Origin of the sequence: Flavobacterium sp. CFBP9031 (assembly GCF_034044945.1) — a bacterium.
Lineage (GTDB): Bacteria > Bacteroidota > Bacteroidia > Flavobacteriales > Flavobacteriaceae > Flavobacterium.
This window is the reverse complement of sequence record NZ_JAXCWF010000008.1, coordinates 154,980-178,786: the sequence shown is the minus strand read 5'-3', so window position 1 is coordinate 178,786 and position 23,807 is coordinate 154,980. Positions and strand designations below refer to the sequence as shown.

Here is a 23,807-nt window from a genome sequence, read left to right as displayed (position 1 = left end):
TCCCAAGGTTTTCAGTTTCACTCGAAAATCTTGGGATTTTTATTTTAAGCTCAATACTAATTCAATTAATACTATTTTTGCTTGAAATTATCATACTTAAAACCCAATTCAAGAATGTCGGATTCTACAAAAAACCAATTACAAAAAAGTTTAGGCCTTAGTTTTAATATTGCCGTTTTAATTGGCGGAACAATTGGTGTTGGAATTTTAAGAACGCCAGGAACTATTGCAGAAATGTTGAATAATTACTGGCTTATTCTTGCTTCTTGGCTCTTTGGAGGTTTGTATGTTTTATTAGGAGCAAATTCGTATTCAGAATTGGCTACAATGCTGCCAAAAGCCGGTGGATCGTACAATTATATTAAAAGAGCTTTGGGCGAGTATGCCGGTTTTCTTTCTGGCTGGTACGATTATATTGTAAACGCTATTCCGCCCGCGTTTTATTGCATCGTAATTAGCGAATACACGATTATTTTATTTCCGCAATTAGCCAATTATTCGACAGTATTGTCTATTTCTTTATTGGTTGCATTTGTTTTGCTGCACTTAAGCGGCGTAAAAAACGGAAGTGTAATTCAGCAGATTACCAGTTTACTAAAAGTCATTTGCTTTGTGGCTTTGGTTGTGGCTTGTTTTATGTATTCTGGAGTTGAAGTTCCAGCGATAAAAACGGATAGTTCTATTTTTCAAATCGGGCTTATTTTTGGATTTTTTAAATCATTACAACTCATTATTGGAACTTATAATGGTTGGAATGCCGTTTGCTTTTTTGCAGAAGAAAATGATAATCCAAGTAAAAATATTCCGAAATCTTTATACAGTGGTGTTTTACTAGTTGTGGCCATTTATATTTTGGTAAACGCAGCATTTTTTCATGTTTTGCCAATCGAAACTTTAGCCAAATCTAATCTAGCTGCTGCCGATGTTGCCAAAATTCTTTTTGGAGAAAGTGGTGCAAAAATTGTAACCGTAATTTCGATCTTCTCTTTAATTAGTATTTTGAATGCCTTTATGATGATTCCGCCAAGAATCCTTTACGGATTAAGCCGTGACGGTTTCTTTATCGAAAAAGGAACAACAGTAAACAAAGGTGGAACTCCAATTGTTGCGCTATTGGTTTCCTCTCTTTTCAGTTTGTTTTTAATTTGCATTGGCTCTTTTGAAGTATTATTTTCTTTCGCTGCCTTTATCTCTATAATCGTTTGGGGATTGGCTTATTATTCGCTTTTAAAACTAAGAACTTCTGAACCTGATTTGCCAAGACCTTACCGTTCTTTCTGGTATCCTTGGACAACTATAATTGCGATTATATTTTCTATTGCATTACTTGGAGGATTTATTTACAGTGACCCTAAAAGTTTTATTATTATTGTTGCGATTACGATAGTTTCTTATCCTTTGTTTTTGTTTTTGAAGAAGAAGTAAAATATTATAACAAAACAAAATCCCAATACTGAAATTCAATATTGGGATTTTGTTTTTTACCTTCTCGCCTTAAAATATTCTTCAAAAGAACTGCAGTCAGACATTAGATCAACATAATCATCTGCATATTTCGATTTTAAATCCTGATAGTATTTATTTTTACTTAAAAGAAAATCATCGTAATTTTCAATTTGGCTATTGTAATCATCAGGGTATTGATATTGTAGTTTGTTTTTTTCGCACCTTCCTATCATTCTCAAGCATAAAGCTTTAAACTTCTCTGTTTTAGCATGCTTTAACGCTAAAAGATAATATTGCTGTGCTAAATTACCTTGAAAATATTCTTTCTCATCTTCAAATGGAGTATCATCAACATAATGATGCCAATTGTAACGGCGCATCATCCATGAATTTCCATTTTGTGTCATGTTATAATAAGCATTCCCTGCTAAAAAATAATAATAGTCCTTATTGACTTCTTTCGGATTAGAAGCCTTTTTAAGATATGATATTAAATGTTCCGTAATGCTTCTTTTATTTAATCTAAAGGACTTTTCTTGCTTAATAAACTCAGGAGTATACTTAAGGACAAAAAACGGATTTACATCAAACATATCTGATTCTTTGCAATTTGGTTTTTCCCAAAGACAATCTGCATAACTGGCAATTTCGTCAATATCCAATTTACCAAAATAGTCAGAGGCTAGTTTGAGATTGTTTTGACGAATGTATTTTGTTCCAATCAAATCGTATAATCTTGGAATTTCTTTTTTAAGATAACTTTGTTTCCATTCTGAAAACGAATCTAGCTTCTCTCTTTTATTTTCAATCCTTTCTACTATTTCCCGCACTTGTTCTGGCGAATAAATCACATCAATGTATTCAAAGTAATTAGAATAAAAATCCCTGTATGAATTGCTTTTGTTTTTTAAAGTTTTCCAAACTGCTGTATTATTTTCAGAATAATCAGCAGGCTCTGTCACAACTTCATTAAGTTTTGAATATAAAAAAGCGGCATCCAATGTATTCTGCTTGTATTCTAATTCCCTTCCAATAGCAAATAAAAATTTTCTATTTTTTTTATTTTCAAGAAGAATTGGTTTTACTGCATCCAAAATGACAGCTTTTCCTTTTTCCTGATTGGCAGTTAAGGCTAATGCTTTTATAATTTTTATTTGATTATAAAGGGGACCTGTTTTCGGAATTTCCTTTTCTATAATGGCAATTTCATTCAAACAGCTCTGGTTGTCTTTTGTTACAAATGATAAATAAGACTTTCCTAACTTCCATAAAATTGGGTCATTAATTTTTTTAAGTTTTACGTTGCTTACAAATTGCAACACTTTGCCAGCGTAAATCCTATCATTTTCTACCCTATTTAAAACATCTTTTATCGAATTATTTGCATCTTCTGACCAATAGTCATATTTTGAAACTGCTGGGTTAAATAAAGAATAATAAGGTGTAAAAACCCAATCCTCAATTTTATGAATTTCTCTAAGAAGCAAAAAAGAAAGACCTTCAAATTTCGGATAGTACTGATAGACTTTCTCTAAACAAAACAAGGCTTGATCGCTCTTTTTTACACCTGCTAAAAAATAAACATTGGCCCTTTCTTCATCATTTTTAGCATACTTTAAAACATCTTCCAATGAAATTTTAGAGTTAAATACCTGAGAAATCATAAAGCGCTTATCTGGAGCTTTTACAAAAACCTGTGCCGCATAAAAATTTGCTAAGGCTTTATCGGTTTCGGCAAATGTCCTAAAATATAAACTCCAGTAATTAAGTATATCTTTCTTTTTTTGGTTTTTAAAAATAGTATCATACAATGATTTGATTTGTTCCAAATCATTATTATAATAGGCTAGTCTAATAGCCAAAAAAGTATATCGTAATTTGATTTCTTTATCTTTAACCTTATTAGAAATTTTTATGGCTTTATCTATAAGATTTTTTCTCTTTGGCATTGTAGCTCCTTCCTTTTTTTCCCATGGATCGCCATACATTCCATTAAGAGATTCACAGGTTTTAGCAAATTTCAAATAATTTATGGCTTCTATATTTTTAGTTTTATAAAAATACAGAAGCATTTCATTCGAAGATTTTTCATTAATATCCTCTTCATTAAAATCATATAAAATGCTTCGTATAGCTTCGATAGAAACTTTACTTCGACAATATTTCATCCAAAGGTTTTCATTCTCATCGATTGAACCTTGCGGGTACACTCCGTCAATATTTGGATAGAATGAATTATAAGAATAATTAAATTCTGAATAAGAATAGTAATTAAAATTCGAAGGGTTAAAAAATGAATATCGGATTTCTTCCCCAAACGGATAAAACCCACAAGCAAAAATGCTATTACTTACTAAAATTGCTATAAAAACTAGAAAGTTCTTCATTGCTATAATTACTTAATTGTTCTTCGTCTAAATGAAATAATGTTACTGTTGTATTGGCGTCAAAGTCGACATTCTTTTTGATGACTTCAATTGCCTCATTAATTTTCTTTGAGGTTAAATTTTCGTATTTAATCTTGTCTCCAATTCTTAAATAAAAATTATCGACGACCGTATCTTTTGTAACCTCATACCATAAAGGTTTAATTTCTTTTAAAGATTTTAAAACCTCTTTCTGTCCCTCATAAATCACTTTGTAGAAATGATCATTTTTATATACCTGCATCCAAGAATAAGTGGGCAGCGCAATATCTAAGTGGAGTGGATATTTTCTTTTCTTATTGAGATAAAGTTTTAATTCTTCTATATCTAGAATGGAGTTTTTAGAATGATTCGCTAATGGGTTTATCAAATTATAACACATTAAAGTAGCTTTATCAACTGGAGGAATACCCATTTTTTCAGGATATTTATAAGGATATAATCTCAATGTGCAGCTAATTTCTTTTTTTGAAACTGCCTTTAATTTCTTCAAAAAATAAAAATAATTATCCTTTGTTGTCAAAGTCCAATCACAATCCATTTGAAATTCTTTTGCCGCAATAGCACCTTCAAATCTTTCATTTATATATTTATTAATCAAAAAAGCAACATTCTTGGCAAGTGTATCTATCCTTTCTCTATTCGTATCTTTAAAAACCTCATTTTTAATATATACCGTTGGAACAATTAAAAAAGCTTCCTTTTGATAAAAATGTAAAGACGTTTTGGAAACAGGAAAATCTCCATAAGCTTCATTATGATCAATCTCAAAAAACTTAATGTACAATTTCTTGACTTCTAAATCTTTTAAAACCTGACTTTCCTTTGAATTCAAACTCCAGTTGTTACTTTTCCAGTAATAAAAAGATTTCTCAACATTCTCAATTTTGTTGGAGCAAGAGAAAAAAAGAGTCAAAATGGATGCAAAAAATAAGATTTTTTTCATTTGAAAAAGAAAATTTAGGTAGTGAAAAATCGTATTAAATTTATACCTTTTTGAAATACAAAAATCATAAAAGTCCGATTTATTTTTTATAAAAAAATTGATGTGATTTACACCAAAATAAAACCCGACAAATTTTAAAAATCTGTCGGGTTTAGTATTAAAACTAAGTTTGATTTCTTACTTCAAACCAGCCAAACTCTGCTCAATTGTAGCAATTTTTGCTAGAGCATCAGCTTGTTTTTGTTTTTCTAAATTAAGGACTTTCTCTGGAGCTCCGTTTACGAATTTCTCGTTTGAAAGTTTTGCTTCAACAGATTTCAAGAATCCTTTAGTATAATTTAATTCTTCTGTCAGTTTTGCAATTTCAGCCTCAACATCAATGTTTCCCGTAATCGGAATGAAATATTCATTTGATTTTACACGGAAAGACAATGCTCCGTCTACTTTTTCTGAAACATATTCGAATGCAGAAACGTTTCCTAGTTTCGTTATGATTGAATCAAAATAAGTAGAAACATTTTCGCTGTTGATTCCTTTTAATTCGATGGCATCTTTAAACGGAATATTTTTGTCTTTTCTAATTGTTCTAATTCCAGAAATTACTTCAATTGAGTTTTCAAAATCAGCAATTAATTTTGCGTCAAACGGTTTAACTTCTGGCCAAGTCGAAACAATTAAAGCTTCTTCTGGAGTTCTTTCTGCAATTAACTGCCAAATTTCCTCTGTTAAGAAAGGCATAAACGGATGCAATAACTTCAAGTTGTTTTCTAACATTTCGATCGCTTTCGCGAAAGTTACGCTGTCAATTGGCTGTTGGTATGCAGGTTTGATCATTTCTAAGAACCAAGAACAGAAATCGTCCCAAACCAATTTATAAATTGCCATAAGAGAATCTGAAATTCTGTATTTCTCAAAATTATCTTCGATGTCAACTAAAGTCTGCTGTAATTTCGCTTCGTACCATTCAATAGCCACTTTTGATGATTCTGGCTGTGCGATAGTTTCTGAAACTTCCCAACCTTTAATCAATTTAAAAGCATTCCAAATCTTGTTTGAAAACGCTTTTCCTTGACTGCACAATTCCTCATCAAACATAATGTCGTTTCCAGCAGAAGCACTTAAAAGCAATCCTACACGAACTCCGTCTGCACTAAATTTATCGATCAAATCTAAAGGATCAGGAGAATTCCCTAATGACTTAGACATTTTACGACGTTGTTTATCACGAACTAAACCAGTCAAATATACATTTGTAAATGGTTTTTCTCCTGCATATTCATAACCTGCAATAATCATTCTCGCAACCCAGAAAAATAAAATATCCGGACCAGTTACCAAGTCGTTTGTTGGATAATAGTATTTAAAATCTGGACTTTCTGGATCCATAATTCCACCGAAAACTGACATTGGCCATAACCAAGATGAAAACCATGTATCTAAAGCGTCAACGTCTTGTTTTAAGTCAGATGTTGTAAGTGAGCTGTTAGATGTTTTTTCTTTTGCTAAAGCTAAAGCATCTTCGATATTTTCTGCAACTACAAAATCTTCTTTTCCGTCTCCATAATAGTATGCTGGAATTTGTTGTCCCCACCATAATTGACGAGAAATGTTCCAGTCACGAATATTGTTTAACCAATGCGCATATGTATTTTCGAAACGTTTTGGATGTAATTTAATTTCTCCTGTTTCTAAAACCGACTTAATTGCTGGTTTTACTAATTCTTCCATTTTCAAGAACCATTGGTCAGATAATCTTGGTTCGATTACCGCTTTGGTTCTTTCAGAAGTTCCTACTTTATTTAAGTGTGTTTCTGTTTTTGCTAAAGCCCCAATTTCTTCTAGTTCTTTTGCAATTTCAGTACGAACCACAAAACGGTCTTTTCCTTGATAATGTAATCCGAAGCTGTTTAATGTCGCATCTTCATTAAAAATATCAACAATCTCAAGGTTATGTTTTTCACCAAGAGTTTTGTCGTTCATGTCGTGCGCAGGTGTTACTTTCAAACATCCTGTTCCGAATTCTACATCAACATATTCATCTTCAATAATTGGAATTACTCTTCCGCAGATTGGAACAATCGCTTTTTTACCTTTTAAATGTGTAAAACGCTCATCGTTTGGATTGATACAGATGGCAGTATCTCCAAAGATAGTCTCAGGACGTGTCGTTGCAATCGTCAAGAAATCTTCTGAACCTTCAATTTTATATTTTAAGAAAAATAATTTTCCTTGCTGTTCTTCATAGATTACCTCTTCGTCAGAAAGAGTCGTTTTTGCTTCTGGATCCCAGTTAACCATACGGTATCCTCTGTAGATCAAACCTTTGTTGTATAAATCTACAAACGATTTAATTACAGATGCAGACATATTTGGATCCATCGTAAATTTAGTACGTTCCCAATCGCAAGAAGCTCCTAATTTCTTAAGTTGTTCTAAGATTGTTCCACCATATTTATCGGTCCATTCCCAAGCATGTTTTAGGAATTCTTCGCGGGTCAAATCGTTTTTATTGATTCCTTCTGCTTTTAATTTCGCTACCACTTTTGCTTCAGTTGCAATAGAGGCGTGATCTGTACCTGGAACCCAACAAGCGTTGAATCCTTTAAGACGTGCACGACGAATTAAAACATCCTGAATCGTATTATTCAACATATGTCCCATGTGAAGGACTCCCGTGACGTTTGGCGGCGGAATTACAATGGTGTACGGTGTTCTATGATCTGGTTCTGAATGAAAATAGTTGTTTTTCATCCAGTAATCATACCATTTACTCTCAATCGTCTTAGCGTCAAATTGTGCTGGAATTGTCATTTACTAGGGTTGTTTAATCGTTAATTTGTTTAACCGTTTAATCGGTTTTGATCATCGAATTTCAAATTGATTTGTTTTCTTATTTTCTGTTAAAAAAAGTCTTTTATAAATCAATCTCAACGATTAAACAAATAAACGACTAAACAGTCAAACAAAAAACTGGTTCAATTTTTGTATTTATAACTGACAGCAAAAGTAAATAATTAAGTAGACTATAAAAAGAGAAATAATAATTTGTGTGTTAATTAAAAGAATGTATATTTACTTACAATTAAAAAAAAGATTTCATATGAAAAATGCAGCCTCTTTTATTGCAGTCTTATTGTTTAGCGCAGTAAGTTATGCACAAAACGGCCCGAAAATTGAATTTGCAGCCCCAGACAATACAATTGATTATGGAAAAATTTCTAAAGGTGACAATGGACTTCGTTCCTTTGAATTTACAAACACTGGTGATGCTCCTTTATTAATTACAGGCGCAGAATCTACGCTAAGTTCAATCGTTGTTACCAAACCTGCAGCAGCAATTATGCCGGGCAAAAAAGGGAAAATCGATGTAAAATATAACATGGTAGCAGGACCTATTCGTAAAACAATTACTGTTGAAACAAACGCAGTAAACTATCCTGACGGAAGAGTAGCTCTTAAAATTAAGGGTGAAGTTCAATAAGAATTTAAAAACTTTAAATAACAAAAGCCGTTTCTAAATCTAGAAACGGCTTTTTATCTTTATAAAGAAACTCTTGCTTCTCACATCTTTATTCTTTATTCTTTATTTACTTCGCAGCGCATTCAACAGAATCAAATTTATATTTTACGCTTTCAAAATCAATTGGCTTATCTTTTACCAAATAAGTAACACCCATTGTAGTTTGCATGACACCATTTCCTAAAATAAGCTGATTGTTACGTTTCAAAAGTGCCATCGGGTTCTTAAACGTTTTATCTCCATTTACATTGTCTTTAAAAGTGTAATCTACAAACAAAGTATCACCATGAAACTCACCTGCAACTTCTCCCGTTCTAACAGTTGAAGGAGCGACTCTCATAATCATATCTCCCGCTAGTTTTCCGTTTTTTAAAGTATTCAATTTTAAATCTATTGTATCCTTTTCATAAATTGCTTTATAGCATGCAGTGCTTACCACCGCTTCACCTTCTGCTTTTGCAGCTTCCGTGGCTTTTTGTTTTTCTTCATTTTTACAGCTTTGCAATCCAATAAAGGATAAAAGCAAACAAGACAAGGTTAGATTTCTCATATTTTTTTTATTTCGTTGATATCACTATAAAATTAAAGAAAAAAGATTTCCGTAAAAAGGTTTCGGCAAAGTTTTTCTGTAAAAATGAAACCCGACAGGTTTTTAAAATCTGTCGGGTTTACTATGTTTAAAAAAAATTACAAACTTTTGATTACAAATTCAGATCTTCTGTTCAATTCATGCTCTTCTTCTGAGCAAGATTCATCTGTTTTACATTTAATAATGGGCACCGATTCTCCATACCCTTTTGCCATAACTCGTTTTGCATCAATACCAGACTGAATTATAAATTCTCTTGTCGAATTGGCTCTTTTTTGAGACAAATCTTCATTAAATTTGGCATTCCCTCTAGAATCGGTATGCGAACCAATTTCGATTTTCATATCTGGATATTTCTTCATCAGCTCTACTACCCTGCCCAAAACTACTTTTGATTCTTTTCGGATATACCACATATTGTAATCAAAGTAAATTGGATCTGTTTTAATGATTAAACGATCTTTATCTTTAACAACATCTTTTTCCTTTGCCAATATCTCTTTTACTTTTTCCTGCTTTTTAACTTCAGCTGCAACTATTGCCGCTTCTTTGGCTTTTTTCTCTTTTTCTTTCAATTCAATTGCCACCAAAGCTTCTTTTTTCTTGTTTTCTTCTTCAATAATAATTTCTTGCTTTCTCTTATTTTCAGCAATTAATTTTTCTTCCTGTTTAATAACTTCCAATGATTTTAAAGCTAAAGAACCGTCATTAACTTTATCTCTTGTTTTGTCTAAAGTCAGTATTTTTGAAGCATTTGTATAGTTTTCTTTGGAAGCTGAAATTTTATACGAAGCCTCGCAAGGAACCGTAAAACTGAATTTCCCATCAGCAGAAGTTGTAATGGTATTTAAAGTCTTATTTTCTGAATCTTGTAATAATACCGTTGCATTTTCTAGAGCCAATTGCGTATCAATATCTGTAATTGTTCCCGCGATTAATTGCTTGCAATCTTCAACAATCAAATCTTTTATTTCTTTGAATTGATAAATATCATCGCTCCCTTTCCCTCCTTCTCTATTAGAAGCAAAAAATCCTTCTTTGGTATTAGAATCAATGTTAAACGCGAAATCATCTAAATTAGAGTTTACTGGAAGTCCGACATTAATAGGTTTTGAATACTCATTTCCGTTAATATCAGAAACAAAAACATCTAAAGATCCGTAACCCAAATGTCCATCAGACGAAAAATAAAGCTTATTATCTGCTGAGGCAAAAGGAAATTGCTCTCTTTTATCTGTATTAATTTCTGAACCCAAATTTTTTGGAGTATCAAATGCTCCTTTATTAATGTTAACGGAATAAATATCGAAAGAACCCAGAGATCCTGGCATATCTGAAGCAAAATACAATACTTTTTCATCTGCACTCAAAGCAGGATGCTCCACAGAATAATTCGGACTGTTGAATGGAAGCGACGTAATATTTGTCCACTTTCCTTCAACCCATTCTGCTTTAAAAATCTGAAGATTAGAGATTTTCTTATCGTCTTTTTTCTTCTTTCCGTTTTTAGAATTGTTTCGGGTAAAATACATCGTTTTGCCATCTTTTGTAAAAATAGCATTCGATTCGTGCATTCCGGTTTTTAATTCTTTAGCAAAATAATGAACTATAGAATCTCCTGAATTAATATTCTTTAAAGGAATTGAAACCAAATTCAAATACGTTTCGTTATCCCATTTAAACTTTTTATCAAATAAACCAGGCTTCAATTTAACTCCTGCAAAAACTAGATCCTCTTTATATTTTACAGCTCCAAATTCAGAATTTGGTGTATTTATCGCAAGGTTTTTAATCTCAAAACGTTTACCAATTGCCGTAACATTTTCTAATGTTTTAAAGTCTTTTTCAAAATTGACAAGATCGTCTGCATTGGCAGATTTAGCATAATATTCTTTTAAATTGGCATTTGCATCGTCGTAACTATTTGTTGCTTTTAAAGTCTGTGCGTATCTAAAATAATATTCTCGGTCTAAATTATTGCTGTAATTTGAAATCAAAAGACGATAATAACGCTGTGCTTTTACTAAATCGTTAGTATAGAAATAAGAATCGGCTAGATTTTTAATGACTTCTTGAGACGGTTTTTCGTCTGCCAATTTTTGGTATAAAATAATAGCTTCGCTGTAGTACGTTTTATCAAAAAAACGTTTTGCTCTAGCTAGTTCTAGATCTTGTGCATTTATAAACTGTATTGAAAATACGAATATAATAACGAGTAATTTTTTCATATTTTTCATTTTAGAAGAATCTTGGAGATTTATCAAATCCTTTTCCTAACAAGTCCAGATCGAACAACAGCATAATTTCATGTGTTCCAGAATTAAACTGTCCGAAGTTTGTAAGCGTATAATCGTAAGCATACCCCACTCTTAAGGTCGGTGTAACATTAATATTGAAAAGCGCACTTACAGAATCATCTATTCTATAAGAAGCTCCAAATTCGAACTTTTCGTTGTAAAGAACATTGGCTGAAACATCTAAAGTTATTGGCGCACCTTTTACAAATTTTGACATAAATGCAGGTTTCAATTTCAATGCGTTGTTGAGCTGAAAAACATAACCAGCAGTCAAAAAAGTATGAATCTCTTCGGAACCAAAAGCATTCATTCCTGACTTTTCTTCAATATATTTTGACTTCAATAAGTTTGGGGCAGACAATCCCACATAAAGATTATCTCTAAAATAATACGCTCCAACTCCAATATTAGGTTTTGTTGCATTTATATTTTCTGAAAAAGCAATATCTGTTTGAGGGTCAGTAAAACGAAAACCATTAAAATTGCTTTGCATAGACGAAAATCCAGCTTTTAAACCCAGAGACAATTTATTTTTTCCGCCTAGTTTTAAAACATATGCAAAATCGGCATACACATTATTCTCTTTTTTAGCTCCATCTCCTATATCATCTGAAACGAATGAGATACCGGCTTCTATTTTATCATTAATAGCTGTGTGTCCAAAAAAGGTAAATGTTTTTGGAGCGCCATAAGCACCAACCCATTGCGTTCTGTACAATCCGCCAAAATTCATCATGGCAGGAACTCCAGTCGCATAAGCAGGATTGACCACACTCATGTTATACATATAATGGGTATATTCTGGATCTTGCTGAGCAGAAACGGATAAATAGAAAAGGAAATTTATAAGAAGTATTATTTTTTTCATTTGAAAATTATATTAAAATGTAAAAAGGTTTTATCGATTTAAATAAAGACGGCCTTGCTGTGGCGGTTTATTGTCTTTATTGAAATGCAACACATAAAAATAAACTCCATTGGGTGCAACACCTCCAGCGATACCGCTTTTTTCGTAGTTTTTGCCATCCCAAGCAGGTTTATTATTATCTCCTTTATACATTCCGTTTCCGTATCTATTATAAATTTCAAGTGTATAATTTGGATATAAAAATTCAATATCTTTTATCACAAACGAATCGTTTACACCGTCTCCGTTTGGCGAGAATCCATCTGGAATAAAGAACTCGTACTGTGCGACCTCGCAGTCCTGCAGTGAGACTTTTACTTCTTTATAGCTTTCTGACAAACAGTGGGTTGTTTCATTTAAATCATATCCAAAATAAATCGCATTATGAACTAATAATGTGGTCGATGCCAGTAAATTTCCATCCACCGCATCATACCAAGCCACCGTTGCTGGAACATTTGTTTTATTAGAAAGATCACTTATTTTTGGATTGGCCAGTCCGCAAAAATCTGCCGTTTCATTCATTTCCGGTGCAGCTGTATCATTTATAAGTACCGAAACTTTTGCAGGTTCTGAAACGCAGCCTGTAACAGCAGTTTCTCTAACGAAATAATCTTCTGTTTTTAAGACATAATCGACTGCAAGTGGCGTTGTTGCTGTTGCAGAATTGTACCATTTATATTGAGTTCCTTTTGGCTCTAGATTCGCTATTACAGCTTCATCCACTTTACAAAATTGCTGGTCTAAAACAGTTGGCGCTGGAGGAATTGGATTTATTACAAAATCATCTGTAACGTTGATTAAATTTACCTCACAATTTGTTACTGTATTCGTAAGATTCAATAATGTAATTTTTGTCTCACCTGAATTTAAAAGCAATTCGGCAGGAATAACAAAATCTAATTTACCATTTGTTACTGCTTTAGTGATGGTTTGTACACTAGAAATATTAGCTTCTGACAATACATAAGAAATACTGACATTGGTTAAAGTTTCTAATCCTGAAACGGCAACGGTAACAGGCGCATTCAAACAATAATCTTTTACTGCTGCTTTTACTGTCAATGCATTTGGCAATGGATTTATATACAGATTTCCTGCAACATTTGCTGTATTGGTACACTGCGGCGAAGGATTCGTAATATTTGTTATGCTGTAAATCGTAATTACTGATAATCCGCTTCTTGTACTCAGGTTTCCCGGAATTGTAAATGATGCTTTTCCGCCAACAGACTGCATTTCTGCGGTTTCGCCCAGAGCTAGATTATCTCCATTAATATTGTATGAAATACGGTAAAGTCCATCAAGTAATTGGGGTGCAGCAATTTCAATTGTGGCCATATCATTTTGACAAATTGGAAGCGCTGTTAATGTAGCATTGTTTAAACGTGGCAACGGATAAATCTTTAAAACAGTTGAAAACGGATTAAATATGTTTACACATGTTCCTTTGCTTGTTGTAGATGCTATACCTGTAACAGTAATGGTATAATCTCCTACTTGTCTGAAATAAGACGATCGTATTGGGAAATTAAATTGGCCATTTACAAAATTTCCTCTTACGTTTTCAGATGATGACACTCCTGGCCCAACAACACTAAAGTTAACATCGTATGTTCCATTAGGGATATTATCTGGTCCTTGCGTTATTTTTGCCGAATAAGTCGCGGTCGAAATCTCAGATTCGCAAATATCTTTGCTAGCTTCTATTTTTGATCCTGTAAAATCAAGTCTTTTTTCGAGAGTTATATTTACTTTAACGTCTTTATTTTTGCATATATTATTACCAGGAACTGCTAAAACAGTATAGGTATAAGAATATACGCTAGGTCCATTCGCGTCAAACAATTCTTGAAGATTAATATTATGATCTGTGGCAGATGTTAAGCCTGTACCTGTCCAGTTACCTCCTCTATCTCCTCCAATGAGCTGATCAAATAAATCTAAATCGGTGTAGCCTGCCAAATCTGTGGTGCCACATAACTCCAAATCTACTGGCCTTCCTATTTTTGGAGCTATATAAATAGTTACTTGTACATTGGTAGACTTTGAGTTAGGAGAACACGCAAGCACTGGTGGCACGGTATAAATGAAGTCAAGTGTAGTTTTGGTTGTATATTGCCCAATCTCTATTGTAGATTCTACAGGCTGACCTGCAGTAGTAGTAAATTTTCCATTTACATGCGGCCCCATTACTTTACTGTCAAAAGCCGTAAAAAGATTAAAAAAGTTATTTTCGTTACAAACTGTTGCTTGAGATCCGACTCCAACATATGCACCAATAGTAATCGTGACTACCGCTTTGTTATCTGTACAGCCCGAAGTGGCTGGAGCTGTGTAAGTATAGTGATATTCTCCTCCGCTAAGGATAAATTGAGCATTTAAAATACCCGTAGAAGGATTTAGTCCTTGTAAATTATTATCATCTGTCCATGTTCCGCCTGGAACTGGAGAACCGCCTAACAAAGAAAATAAATCTACGGATTGATATATTGGATTGGTAACATCGCAAATTAATTCATTTACGTTATCATTACCAGCACATTGAGCACTTAGTTTTGAAGGAAGTACAGTAAAAAAAATAAAAAACAATACAAAATGTAGGTAGCTAATGTAGTTTTTTGCCATAGATTAATTTTTTGTTAAACATAAGAAAATATTTAACTAAAAAACTAATTTTTAACAAACTTATTTTCACAAAAAACATACATTCCTTCAATACAGCAACATGAAACGCGGTTTAAAAAAATAATCAACCAATTAATATAATGCAAATCTTTTTACAACTCATCTTCTAGTTTAAATCTAAATTTAAGAACCAAACTATTTCGTTCGACTTCAAGATTAATCCATACATCATCTTCTGATTTTAAAAGATTATTTATTTGCTGAAGAGTATACTTGTAGGGTTGCGTTTTATTTATACTGACAATAATATCTCCTTTAAGCAATCCGCATTTTTCGGCAGCAGAATTTTTGCGCACATTCACTATTTCATAAACGGGCTTAAGAGCAAATTTATATTTAAAATTATTGTCGTTTTTGTCCTTTTCCTGCAATTCTCCCATTGAAGATGCAACTCGTACGGTTTCTAAATGCACTGTTTCCTGTACCCACTGAAGTCCGTTGTGCTGCACCGTGATTCCGCTTTTATTATATGTAAATGGTTCCCCAAATCTCCCATTTTTTTTCAAGTATAGTTTTTTTCCTTGATAGTCTAAAACAAGTGTAAATCGTTTCAAAACTTCGCCTCCAACAGACCCTATACGTCCTGGAACCATCTTAACGTTACGAATTGAAGCAGAATCTGGAAAAGAAACAATTGGTTTTTTAAAATCAAATTCGTCAATAGAAAATTTATCAATTTTAGCACGATGTCCTTCAATGTCTCCGCTAAATCCTTTTCCTAAAAAGTCTGGAAAATTTTTATTTGGGAGTTTGATTTTATCATTTTCAAAAATCCAGAAAGCATCACTATTTCCAATATCAATTAAAAGCTTTGCTGGAACTTGCTCATTATTAACTGTAGCGGTTGTCATGATATATGGTTTCGCCTTTTCTACAGTTATCGGAACCATTTTAAACTTTTTATCTAGTTTTTCTTGATACCTAGCAGTCTTTGCGTGAACTATTATTTTCTTTTTCTGATAATTAACTTCAACAAAATTATCTCTAAAGAATTTATGTCCGATAATTCCGTTGACAGGAATTCCGATATGAGAAGACAAATTAAAACTTTGATCTAGGATAATAAAAACCATATGATCGTTCGATTTTAGACCATGAGTTTCTAGAATATTTTTTGTCGATTTTAGGCCTTCTATTTCCTCTTCGCTTCCTAAACCACGAAGTTTAATTTTTACAACATTGTTAAAACTAACTTCTTGCTGTTCTTCCATACTAAAGAGAATTGTTTCTTCTACGCCAGAATCCAATAGAAAATTTAATTCTACTCCATTTACTTTTATAGGAATAAAAATAAGATTATTAATCAGTTTAAAAGGTATTGTAGCCTTAGTTGCATTGTTTTCCAATATGAAATCGCCTTGTCCAAAAAGCAAAAAAGGTAAGAATAACCCAAAAAACAATACTATATATTTTTTCATTGACAATATTTTATTATAAAATTAGTAAATATATTTATTATTGTTACATTTTTAGAAGTACCCTTATTATTTACGTTAAATACGAAAAAAATATGCAAATTTGCACTTCAATAATTTATACTCATGCCGACAATTTCACTCAAGGGAAGAAACATGCCCGAATCTCCGATACGCAAGCTGGCTCCTTTTGCTGATTTAGCAAAGAAAAAAGGACACAAGGTGTATCACTTAAACATTGGTCAACCGGATATCAAGACACCGGAAGTGGCCATCGAGGCGGTAAAAAATATTGATTTAACTCTTATAGAATACAGTCCGTCTGCCGGATATGAAAGCTATAGAAAAAAATTAGCAGAATTTTACCAGCGCCAAAATGTAAACGTTAACACAGAAGACATCATTGTAACTACTGGTGGTTCTGAAGCCTTACTTTTTGCACTGGCCACAATTACAGACCCTGGAGATGAAATTATTATTCCAGAACCTTTTTATGCTAATTATCACGCTTTTGCATCTTCAACAAGTGCAACTGTAGTTCCATTAGTTTCTACTATCGAAACTGCTTTTGCATTACCAAGCATTGAAGAAGTCGAAAAATTAATTACACCAAAAACAAAGGCCATTCTGATTTGCAACCCTGGAAATCCGACTGGATATTTATATTCTGAAACAGAAATTAAACAATTGGCTAGTTTAATTAAAAAACACGATTTATACTTAATCGCAGATGAAGTGTACCGTGAGTTTTTATATGACGGCGACGATGTGCACTTTTCTGTAATGAATTTAGAAGATGTGCAGCAAAATGTAATCATGGTTGATTCTGTTTCTAAACGCTACAGTATGTGTGGAGCAAGAATTGGCTGTTTGGTCACTAAAAATAAAGATGTTTTAGCAACAGTAATGAAATTTGCTCAAGCACGTTTGAGTCCGCCAACTATTGAGCAGATTGCCTGCGAAGCTGCCATTGACACACCTCAAAGTTATTTTGATGAAGTAATTGCAGAATATAAAGAACGCCGCAACACGCTGATTGCCGAATTAAACAAAATTGACGGTGTTATTGTAACAAAACCAAAGGGTGCTTTTTACTGCATTGCAGAACTTCCAATAAAAGATTCAGACGATTTTGCACAATGGTTGCTTGAAAGTTACAATTTAAATGGCGAAACGGTAATGATTGCTCCTGCCAAAGGTTTCTATTCTACACCTGGAATGGGACTAAATCAGGTTCGTATTGCTTATGTTTTAAATAAAAAAGATTTGATTACAGCTGTAAACATTCTAAAGGAAGCTTTATTGGTTTACAATAACAGATAATCAATTCATTATAATAGATTTAAAAAGACAATAACGTTTTTCGTTGTTGTCTTTTTTGTTTCTAATAACAGTATTTCTCTTCAAAATTTAAATTATATCCAAAAAGGAGTAATTAAATCCTAAAAACGATAGAAAAGGTTTCCTATTTATTAATTATCTTTACCGCCTTAAAAAGGAATACATATACTAATAGTAGTTTTTAATGATAAACAACGAAGAATTTTTAGACGAAATAGGAGATAATCACTTTAGCAGTAATGCAAAAAATCCTCTAAGAGAAGATGCTTTTGATATAACTGACGAAGAAAAAATAGAAAAAATTAAAAAAGATGTTGAAAACATTCTGCAGACTCTTGGAATGGATTTGACAGATGACAGCATCAAAGGAACTCCAAACCGAGTTGCAAAAATGTTTGTTAAAGAAATTTTTGGAGGTCTTAACCCAGCAAAACAGCCAAAAGCTTCTACTTTTGACAACAATTATAAATATGGCGAAATGCTTGTAGAAAAAAACATTACGGTTTATTCTACTTGCGAACACCATTTACTGCCAATTATTGGACGTGCTCACGTGGCTTATATCTCAAGCGGACGTGTAATTGGTTTATCAAAAATGAATCGTATCGTTGAGTATTATGCTAAAAGACCTCAAGTACAGGAGCGTCTTACAATGCAGATTGTTCAAGAATTACAAAAAGCTTTAGGAACAGAAGATGTTGCTTGCGTTATCGATGCAAAACACCTTTGTGTAAACTCTCGCGGTATTAAAGATATCGAAAGTAGTACAGTAACTTCTGAGTTCGGCGGAAAATTCAAAGATCCTCAAACGAAAAGAGAATTCTTAGACTATATTAAACTAGACACTCAGTTCTAAATATTTGGGTTAATCGTTTATTTGTTTAATCGTTTAATCGTTAAACTTAATTTTCGGTTAAACGATTAAATAAACTAACAATTAAACAAAAAAAATGTACATTTTTTCTTTTGAGAAGCTTGAAGTGTGGCAAAATGCAAGAATGTTAATTTTGGATATTTATAAATTAACTAGTAAATTTCCGTCAAATGAATTATTCGGAATAACATCTCAAATAAAAAGAAGTGCATCTTCGATTGCAACAAATATTGCTGAAGGAACTTCAAGAAATACAAGCAAGGACAAAGCTCATTTTTTGACGATATCGTATTCATCTGCAATGGAAACTTTAAATCATTTAATTATCTCTAAAGATTTAAATTATGTTTCAGAGTTAGAATATACGACATCAAGGGAAAAAATTGAAAAAATTTGCAATCAAATAAATAATCTAAAAAAATATTATCTTTCACAAGACTAATCCGTTCAGTACGATTAAACAAATAAACGATTAAACGGTTAAACATAAATTTTATGCCATTATATACAACGCAACCAATCAAAATATACAATTCGCTTTCTGGCGAAAAAGAAGATTTCAAACCCATCCATGATGGAAATGTTGGAATGTATGTTTGTGGACCTACCGTATATAGTAATGTCCATTTAGGAAACGTGAGAACTTTTATGTCTTTTGACGTAATCTTCAGGTATTTTCTGCATTTGGATTATAAAGTTCGCTATGTTCGAAATATTACCGATGTTGGGCATATCGTAGATGATGTGGATGAAGGTGAAGATAAAATTGCTAAAAAAGCACGTTTAGAGCAATTAGAACCAATGGAAGTTGTACAGCGCTATACTGTAGATTTTCATAACATTCTAAAAGCTTTCAACTTTTTACCGCCAAGCATTGAACCTACAGCTACAGGCCATATTATTGAGCAAATCGAAATTATTAAAAAAATCATAGATAAAGGCATTGCTTATGTTGCCAATGGATCGGTATATTTTGATGTTGTAAAATATAACGAAACCAATAATTACGGTATCTTAAGCGGTAGAAATATCGACGATATGCTGGCAAATACGCGTGATCTTGACGGACAATCTGACAAGAGAAATCCTCAAGATTTTGCATTGTGGAAAAAAGCCGAGCCAGAACATATCATGAGATGGCCTTCACCTTGGAGCGATGGTTTCCCAGGATGGCATTTGGAATGTACTGCAATGAGTACCAAATATCTTGGCAATCATTTTGACATTCACGGAGGTGGAATGGATTTAAAATTCCCACACCACGAATGTGAAATCGCTCAAAACGAAGCTTGCACAGGTCAGTCTCCAGTAAATTATTGGATGCATGCCAACATGCTTACTTTAAACGCAAAGAAAATGGCAAAATCGACTGGAAATAATATTCTTCCAGGCGAAATTCTTAGCGGAGACAACAACATCTTAAGCAAGCCATTTTCTGCTTCAGTGACGCGTTTTTTCATGCTTCAAGCACACTACAGAAGTATTTTAGATTTCTCTGATGATGCAATTGTGGCTGCCGAAAAAGGATACAAAAGATTAATGGAAGCACTTGATGCTTTACCAAACATTACTGCAGGAAGTTCTAGTTCAATAGATTTCGGCGCATGGAAACAACTTTGCTACGATGCAATGAATGATGACTTCAATACGCCAATTTTAATTGCGCAATTATTTGAAGCTGTTCGTTATATCAATCTATTAAAAGATGGTAAAGAAACGATTTCTAGCGAAGATTTAGCTGATTTCAAAACAGCGGTAAATGCTTTCGTATATGACGTTTTAGGCCTTAACGATGACAAAGCGGCTGATGCTGATAGCGATAAATTGGAAGGTGTAGTAAATATGCTTATTGGCATGAGAAATCAAGCTAGAGCAGATAAAAACTTTGCGCTTTCTGACCAAATTCGCGATCAGTTAATCGTTTTAGGAATTCAGCTTAAAGACGGAAAAGAAGGAACTACTTTTAGTATACAATAAAAAAAGTGATCAGTATTCAGTATTTTAGTGTTCAGATTCAAGCTTTGAACTGACTGTACACTAAAATACTGAACACTGACCACTACAAACTAACTTATACAAAAAAAATATGTTTTCAAAAATTCTAATATATCCATTTGTATTGTTAGTCCGTTTTTATCAGACTGCCATTTCACCATTTACACCTGCATCCTGCAGATTTGAGCCAACTTGTTCGACTTATATGATTCAGGCACTACAAATTCACGGATTGTTTTATGGCGGATATTTAGGCATTAAACGTATCTTGAGTTGTCATCCTTGGGGAAGAACCGGTTACGATCCTGTACCAGAAAAGAAATGTAACCACAAACATTAACTTTTTAGAAAGCGGTACTTTACATTAAATATTTATTTTTACAGCTATATAAAAACATTTATACATGACACACGCCTTAAATTTAGTTTGGAATCCTTCTGAGGGAATCAACTTAGGATTTTTTATGATTCGCTATTACAGCTTAATGTTTGTAATTGCCTTTGGATTAGGATGGTTCTTAATGAAAAAGATTTTCGAAAGAGAAAATGAATCAATTGAAAAACTAGATTCTTTATTTGTTTGGACTGTTCTAGCAACCTTGATTGGAGCACGTTTAGGTCATGTTTTCTTTTACGATTGGGAATATTTCAGAAATCATTTACTTGAAATTTTCCTGCCATTTAAATTCGAACCTGAGTTTCAATTCACAGGTTTCCAAGGATTAGCAAGTCACGGAGCTGCAATTGCAATTATTATTGCAATGTACTACTACAGCAAAAAAATACTAAAACGCTCTTTATTATGGATATTAGACCGTGTAGTAATTCCTGTTGCAAGCGGTGCTATTTTTGTGCGTTTAGGAAATTTCTTTAACTCTGAAATTATTGGTCACGAAACTAATTCTGCATTCGGAATTCGATTTCTTCACGATACATTCAGTAAAGCCGAAGCAGTACAAAAAACGGGAATTGCAGACCCTAAAGACGCTTATACCGCAATTGCAACCGATCCAAAATTTGCAACATTATTAGCAGAAGTCCCTTCGAGACATCCAACTCAATTGTACGAAGCTTTCTGTTATATATTTGTATTCGCTATTTTATTCTTTTTATACTGGAGAACAAATGCAAGACTTAAATCTGGTCTTTTATTCGGATTATTTTTAGTGTTATTATTTGCTGTTCGTTTCGTTGTAGAATTTGTAAAAGAAAGCCAAGGAGGTTTTGAAAGCGAATTAGGATTATTTTCAACAGGACAATGGCTAAGCATACCATTTATCATTATTGGACTTTTCTTTATCATAAGAGCTCAGAGAAATCCTTTAGCTGAAGCATAAAATCAATTACCCTAAATAAAGAAGCCCAATATCGTACGTATTGGGCTTTTTCTTTTTATAATTGATAAGATACACCAAATTCAATATTCTTTGTATTATAGCCAAAAATAAAACCAAGTGCAAAAAACATCGGCAAAAGCAAAACCCTCAATCTCCAAAAAGATTGAGGGTTTTAATTTTTTCAAAAGAATAAACCTTACTCCAAATCCAGATAAGGATTTAAAATCTCGGCTAATTCATTGAGCCAATAGAAGCTGTCTCCAAGTTTAGAGGCATTAGAAGAAATATTTTGCTCTTCGTTCATAACGCCTAATGCTAGAGTTAAATTTACCTGTCTTATGGCTTTTGCCATATCGATTGGGTCAATTCTGTTGTTGAAGAAGTTCATCAGCCTGATTTCGGCTTCTTTTGAAAGGATTTTGGTACTCATAACTTTACTTTAAGGAAATATAAAACCCATGTAGCTAAAGGTGTCCTACGCTGTAAAGTGAGCGTTGCGGTTGTTTCCAATACCACCACCATACCACATGGGCAAACTTTTTTTCTGAAATCATAACTTTACTTTAAGGACTGCAAATATATTAAAAATGGAAGGCATTATTAAGTAAGAAAAATAATGTTTTTTACTCCTCTTTTATCTTAGTTTTATAAACATAACCTTTTTTACCTTCCTTAGTTTGTACCAACCACCAGTCTCCTGAATTATCCAATACTTGAACTTCAGAACCAGTATTTATTTTTTGAAGAATTTCAGAAGATGTATTTTTCTCTTTTCTTAAATTAGTATATCCATCTGGATCTGTTATTTTTGCTGTCTGTCTTAGATATTGAGTGTAATTTTGATAGTTAAAGTTTTTTAAGGCAATTTTGTTTTTAGGGATAATAGTATTCTTATAGAAGTTATTAGATGTTAAATCTGAATTGACAGTATTGACTTCATTTAATATAAAATCAATATTATTATTCAAAAAAGCATATCTTATTTTTATAAGATTTGAATCAATAATTTTAAGTTGAGTAAAACTTAAAATATTATTCTTGAAACTTAAATCACTATAAGATTCTTCTCCTCCAGTTCCTCCAGTACATTTTAAACAAGGAATTACATTAGGGCTTTTAAATTTTAAAGAATAATTATTATTACCGATGTTGAAAAGAATCATAAATAAGCGTGATTCGTTATTTTTAAATTCCTCTTTATGTGACAATACTATTATTTTATCTAAAAGATTATCTTGATTAATATTAACAGATAGACTATCAAGTACTAAATAATTTTTTGGGATAAAATCATTTAAAATTTTTAATTTATTTGTTTTGCTTTCATCTACAACTTCTGAAACAAGATTTTCTTTTTGAATTATTTTTAACTGCTTTTCGAGTGAAATAAAAACATTCCCGCATTCATTTTTTAAAGACTGTAAGTAATCAGGAACAGAAGTTAAAGGCTGGGGAGAGTCCAAATAGAAATACCAAAAACTATCTATATCATCAGGTCTACGATTCTTTAAAAGATTGCAGACAAGGCTAGGATTTTTCGTGAATAGTTTTTCAATATTAAACTTAAAATAATTCACTCCATCAGCTTGATATTTGCCATCTATGCCGATATCAATAATTGATGTAAGAGATTTATTGGTTTTGTCTTTAGATAATATTGCAAAAAATCGGTCTATATAATCTGTACTTTCATTGTATAGAGTATATGAGGTATCTAAATTATCATTCCAACCAAAATCTTTTACAAACTGGTCATAGTCTTTTGGGAAATTTTGGAAAAAGGCTTTATCATCATTTTTCTTAAAGGCTGTTTTTAAGTTGTTTATTCTTATCTCTTTGCTTTGTGATTTTGATGAGCAAGAAACTAAAAATGATAATATTATTGTAATGATAAATTTATTCATATTCTTCAGTTATAATGATTTTGGCATTCTCAATTCCAATTGAGTTTATATAGTTGTTAATTTGCCCTTGCTTGCGCGAGTGTTTCTCTCGTGAGTAGTTTAGAAACTGAAAAGCAATAAGC

General features: G+C 32.5%; 18 protein-coding genes. 8 read left to right on the top strand and 10 right to left on the bottom strand.

Annotated features, from left to right (window positions below):
- Nucleotides 1-114 precede the first annotated feature (114 nt).
- Nucleotides 115-1,425, top strand: coding sequence for an APC family permease (locus tag SOM12_RS14830; RefSeq protein WP_320493993.1), 1,311 nt, complete (start codon nt 115-117; stop codon nt 1,423-1,425).
- A 56-nt stretch (nt 1,426-1,481) separates the two neighbouring features.
- Here SOM12_RS14830 and SOM12_RS14825 read toward each other — a convergent pair whose 3' ends face one another.
- From SOM12_RS14825 to SOM12_RS14815, 3 genes are all read right to left on the bottom strand, one after another.
- The gene (locus SOM12_RS14825; protein WP_320493991.1) at nt 1,482-3,833 is read right to left on the bottom strand and encodes a hypothetical protein; all 2,352 of its coding nucleotides are present in this window, start codon (nt 3,831-3,833) and stop codon (nt 1,482-1,484) included.
- Nucleotides 3,793-4,818: a hypothetical protein gene (locus SOM12_RS14820; RefSeq protein ID WP_320493989.1), complete on the bottom strand. Its 1,026-nt coding sequence runs from the start codon at nt 4,816-4,818 to the stop codon at nt 3,793-3,795. Before SOM12_RS14820 ends, SOM12_RS14825 begins: the two co-directional genes overlap by 41 nt.
- 177 nt (nt 4,819-4,995) lie before the next feature.
- Nucleotides 4,996-7,629: a valine--tRNA ligase gene (locus SOM12_RS14815; protein WP_320493988.1), complete on the bottom strand. Its 2,634-nt coding sequence runs from the start codon at nt 7,627-7,629 to the stop codon at nt 4,996-4,998.
- A 289-nt stretch (nt 7,630-7,918) separates the two neighbouring features.
- Here SOM12_RS14815 and SOM12_RS14810 point away from each other — a divergent pair, with 289 nt between their 5' ends.
- Nucleotides 7,919-8,299, top strand: a complete 381-nt coding sequence (locus tag SOM12_RS14810) for a DUF1573 domain-containing protein (protein WP_320493987.1) — start codon at nt 7,919-7,921, stop codon at nt 8,297-8,299.
- Nucleotides 8,300-8,405: 106 nt separating this feature from the next.
- Here SOM12_RS14810 and SOM12_RS14805 read toward each other — a convergent pair whose 3' ends face one another.
- From SOM12_RS14805 to SOM12_RS14785, 5 genes are all read right to left on the bottom strand, one after another.
- On the bottom strand, nt 8,406-8,888 hold the full coding sequence (locus SOM12_RS14805) for a hypothetical protein (RefSeq protein ID WP_320493985.1): 483 nt from the start codon (nt 8,886-8,888) through the stop codon (nt 8,406-8,408).
- A 137-nt stretch (nt 8,889-9,025) separates the two neighbouring features.
- Nucleotides 9,026-11,155: an OmpA family protein gene (locus SOM12_RS14800; RefSeq protein WP_320493984.1), complete on the bottom strand. Its 2,130-nt coding sequence runs from the start codon at nt 11,153-11,155 to the stop codon at nt 9,026-9,028.
- A 10-nt stretch (nt 11,156-11,165) separates the two neighbouring features.
- Nucleotides 11,166-12,092 carry a PorP/SprF family type IX secretion system membrane protein gene (locus SOM12_RS14795; protein ID WP_095929807.1) on the bottom strand — a complete coding sequence of 309 codons (927 nt, stop codon included), beginning with the start codon at nt 12,090-12,092 and terminating at the stop codon, nt 11,166-11,168.
- Between the two features lie 30 nt (nt 12,093-12,122).
- Complete coding sequence (locus tag SOM12_RS14790; protein ID WP_320493982.1) at nt 12,123-14,759, bottom strand: gliding motility-associated C-terminal domain-containing protein; 2,637 nt, start codon at nt 14,757-14,759, stop codon at nt 12,123-12,125.
- Nucleotides 14,760-14,911: 152 nt separating this feature from the next.
- The gene (locus tag SOM12_RS14785; RefSeq protein WP_320493981.1) at nt 14,912-16,237 is read right to left on the bottom strand and encodes a PDZ domain-containing protein; all 1,326 of its coding nucleotides are present in this window, start codon (nt 16,235-16,237) and stop codon (nt 14,912-14,914) included.
- Between the two features lie 123 nt (nt 16,238-16,360).
- On the opposite strand from SOM12_RS14785, the gene SOM12_RS14780 reads away from it, so the two are divergent.
- The 6 genes from SOM12_RS14780 (at nt 16,361) to lgt (ending at nt 21,781) form a co-directional block, all read left to right on the top strand.
- Entirely contained in the window at nt 16,361-17,557 is a 1,197-nt protein-coding gene (locus tag SOM12_RS14780) for a pyridoxal phosphate-dependent aminotransferase (protein ID WP_320493979.1), read from the top strand.
- A gap of 202 nt (nt 17,558-17,759) precedes the next feature.
- Nucleotides 17,760-18,431 (top strand): GTP cyclohydrolase I FolE, encoded by a 672-nt coding sequence (gene folE, locus SOM12_RS14775; protein WP_248725997.1) that lies wholly within the window; start codon nt 17,760-17,762, stop codon nt 18,429-18,431.
- Between the two features lie 94 nt (nt 18,432-18,525).
- Entirely contained in the window at nt 18,526-18,891 is a 366-nt protein-coding gene (locus SOM12_RS14770) for a four helix bundle protein (RefSeq protein WP_320493978.1), read from the top strand.
- A gap of 53 nt (nt 18,892-18,944) precedes the next feature.
- Complete coding sequence (cysS, locus tag SOM12_RS14765) at nt 18,945-20,426, top strand: cysteine--tRNA ligase (protein WP_320493977.1); 1,482 nt, start codon at nt 18,945-18,947, stop codon at nt 20,424-20,426.
- A 109-nt stretch (nt 20,427-20,535) separates the two neighbouring features.
- Nucleotides 20,536-20,784 carry a membrane protein insertion efficiency factor YidD gene (gene yidD / locus SOM12_RS14760; protein WP_095929800.1) on the top strand — a complete coding sequence of 83 codons (249 nt, stop codon included), beginning with the start codon at nt 20,536-20,538 and terminating at the stop codon, nt 20,782-20,784.
- Nucleotides 20,785-20,848: 64 nt separating this feature from the next.
- On the top strand, nt 20,849-21,781 hold the full coding sequence (lgt, locus tag SOM12_RS14755) for a prolipoprotein diacylglyceryl transferase (protein WP_320493975.1): 933 nt from the start codon (nt 20,849-20,851) through the stop codon (nt 21,779-21,781).
- Nucleotides 21,782-21,977: 196 nt separating this feature from the next.
- On the opposite strand, the gene SOM12_RS14750 is transcribed toward lgt, so the two are convergent.
- Both SOM12_RS14750 and SOM12_RS14745 read right to left on the bottom strand, forming a co-directional pair.
- Complete coding sequence (locus SOM12_RS14750) at nt 21,978-22,211, bottom strand: hypothetical protein (RefSeq protein WP_095929798.1); 234 nt, start codon at nt 22,209-22,211, stop codon at nt 21,978-21,980.
- A gap of 193 nt (nt 22,212-22,404) precedes the next feature.
- The gene (locus SOM12_RS14745; protein ID WP_095929797.1) at nt 22,405-23,685 is read right to left on the bottom strand and encodes an SH3 domain-containing protein; all 1,281 of its coding nucleotides are present in this window, start codon (nt 23,683-23,685) and stop codon (nt 22,405-22,407) included.
- Nucleotides 23,686-23,807 lie beyond the last annotated feature (122 nt).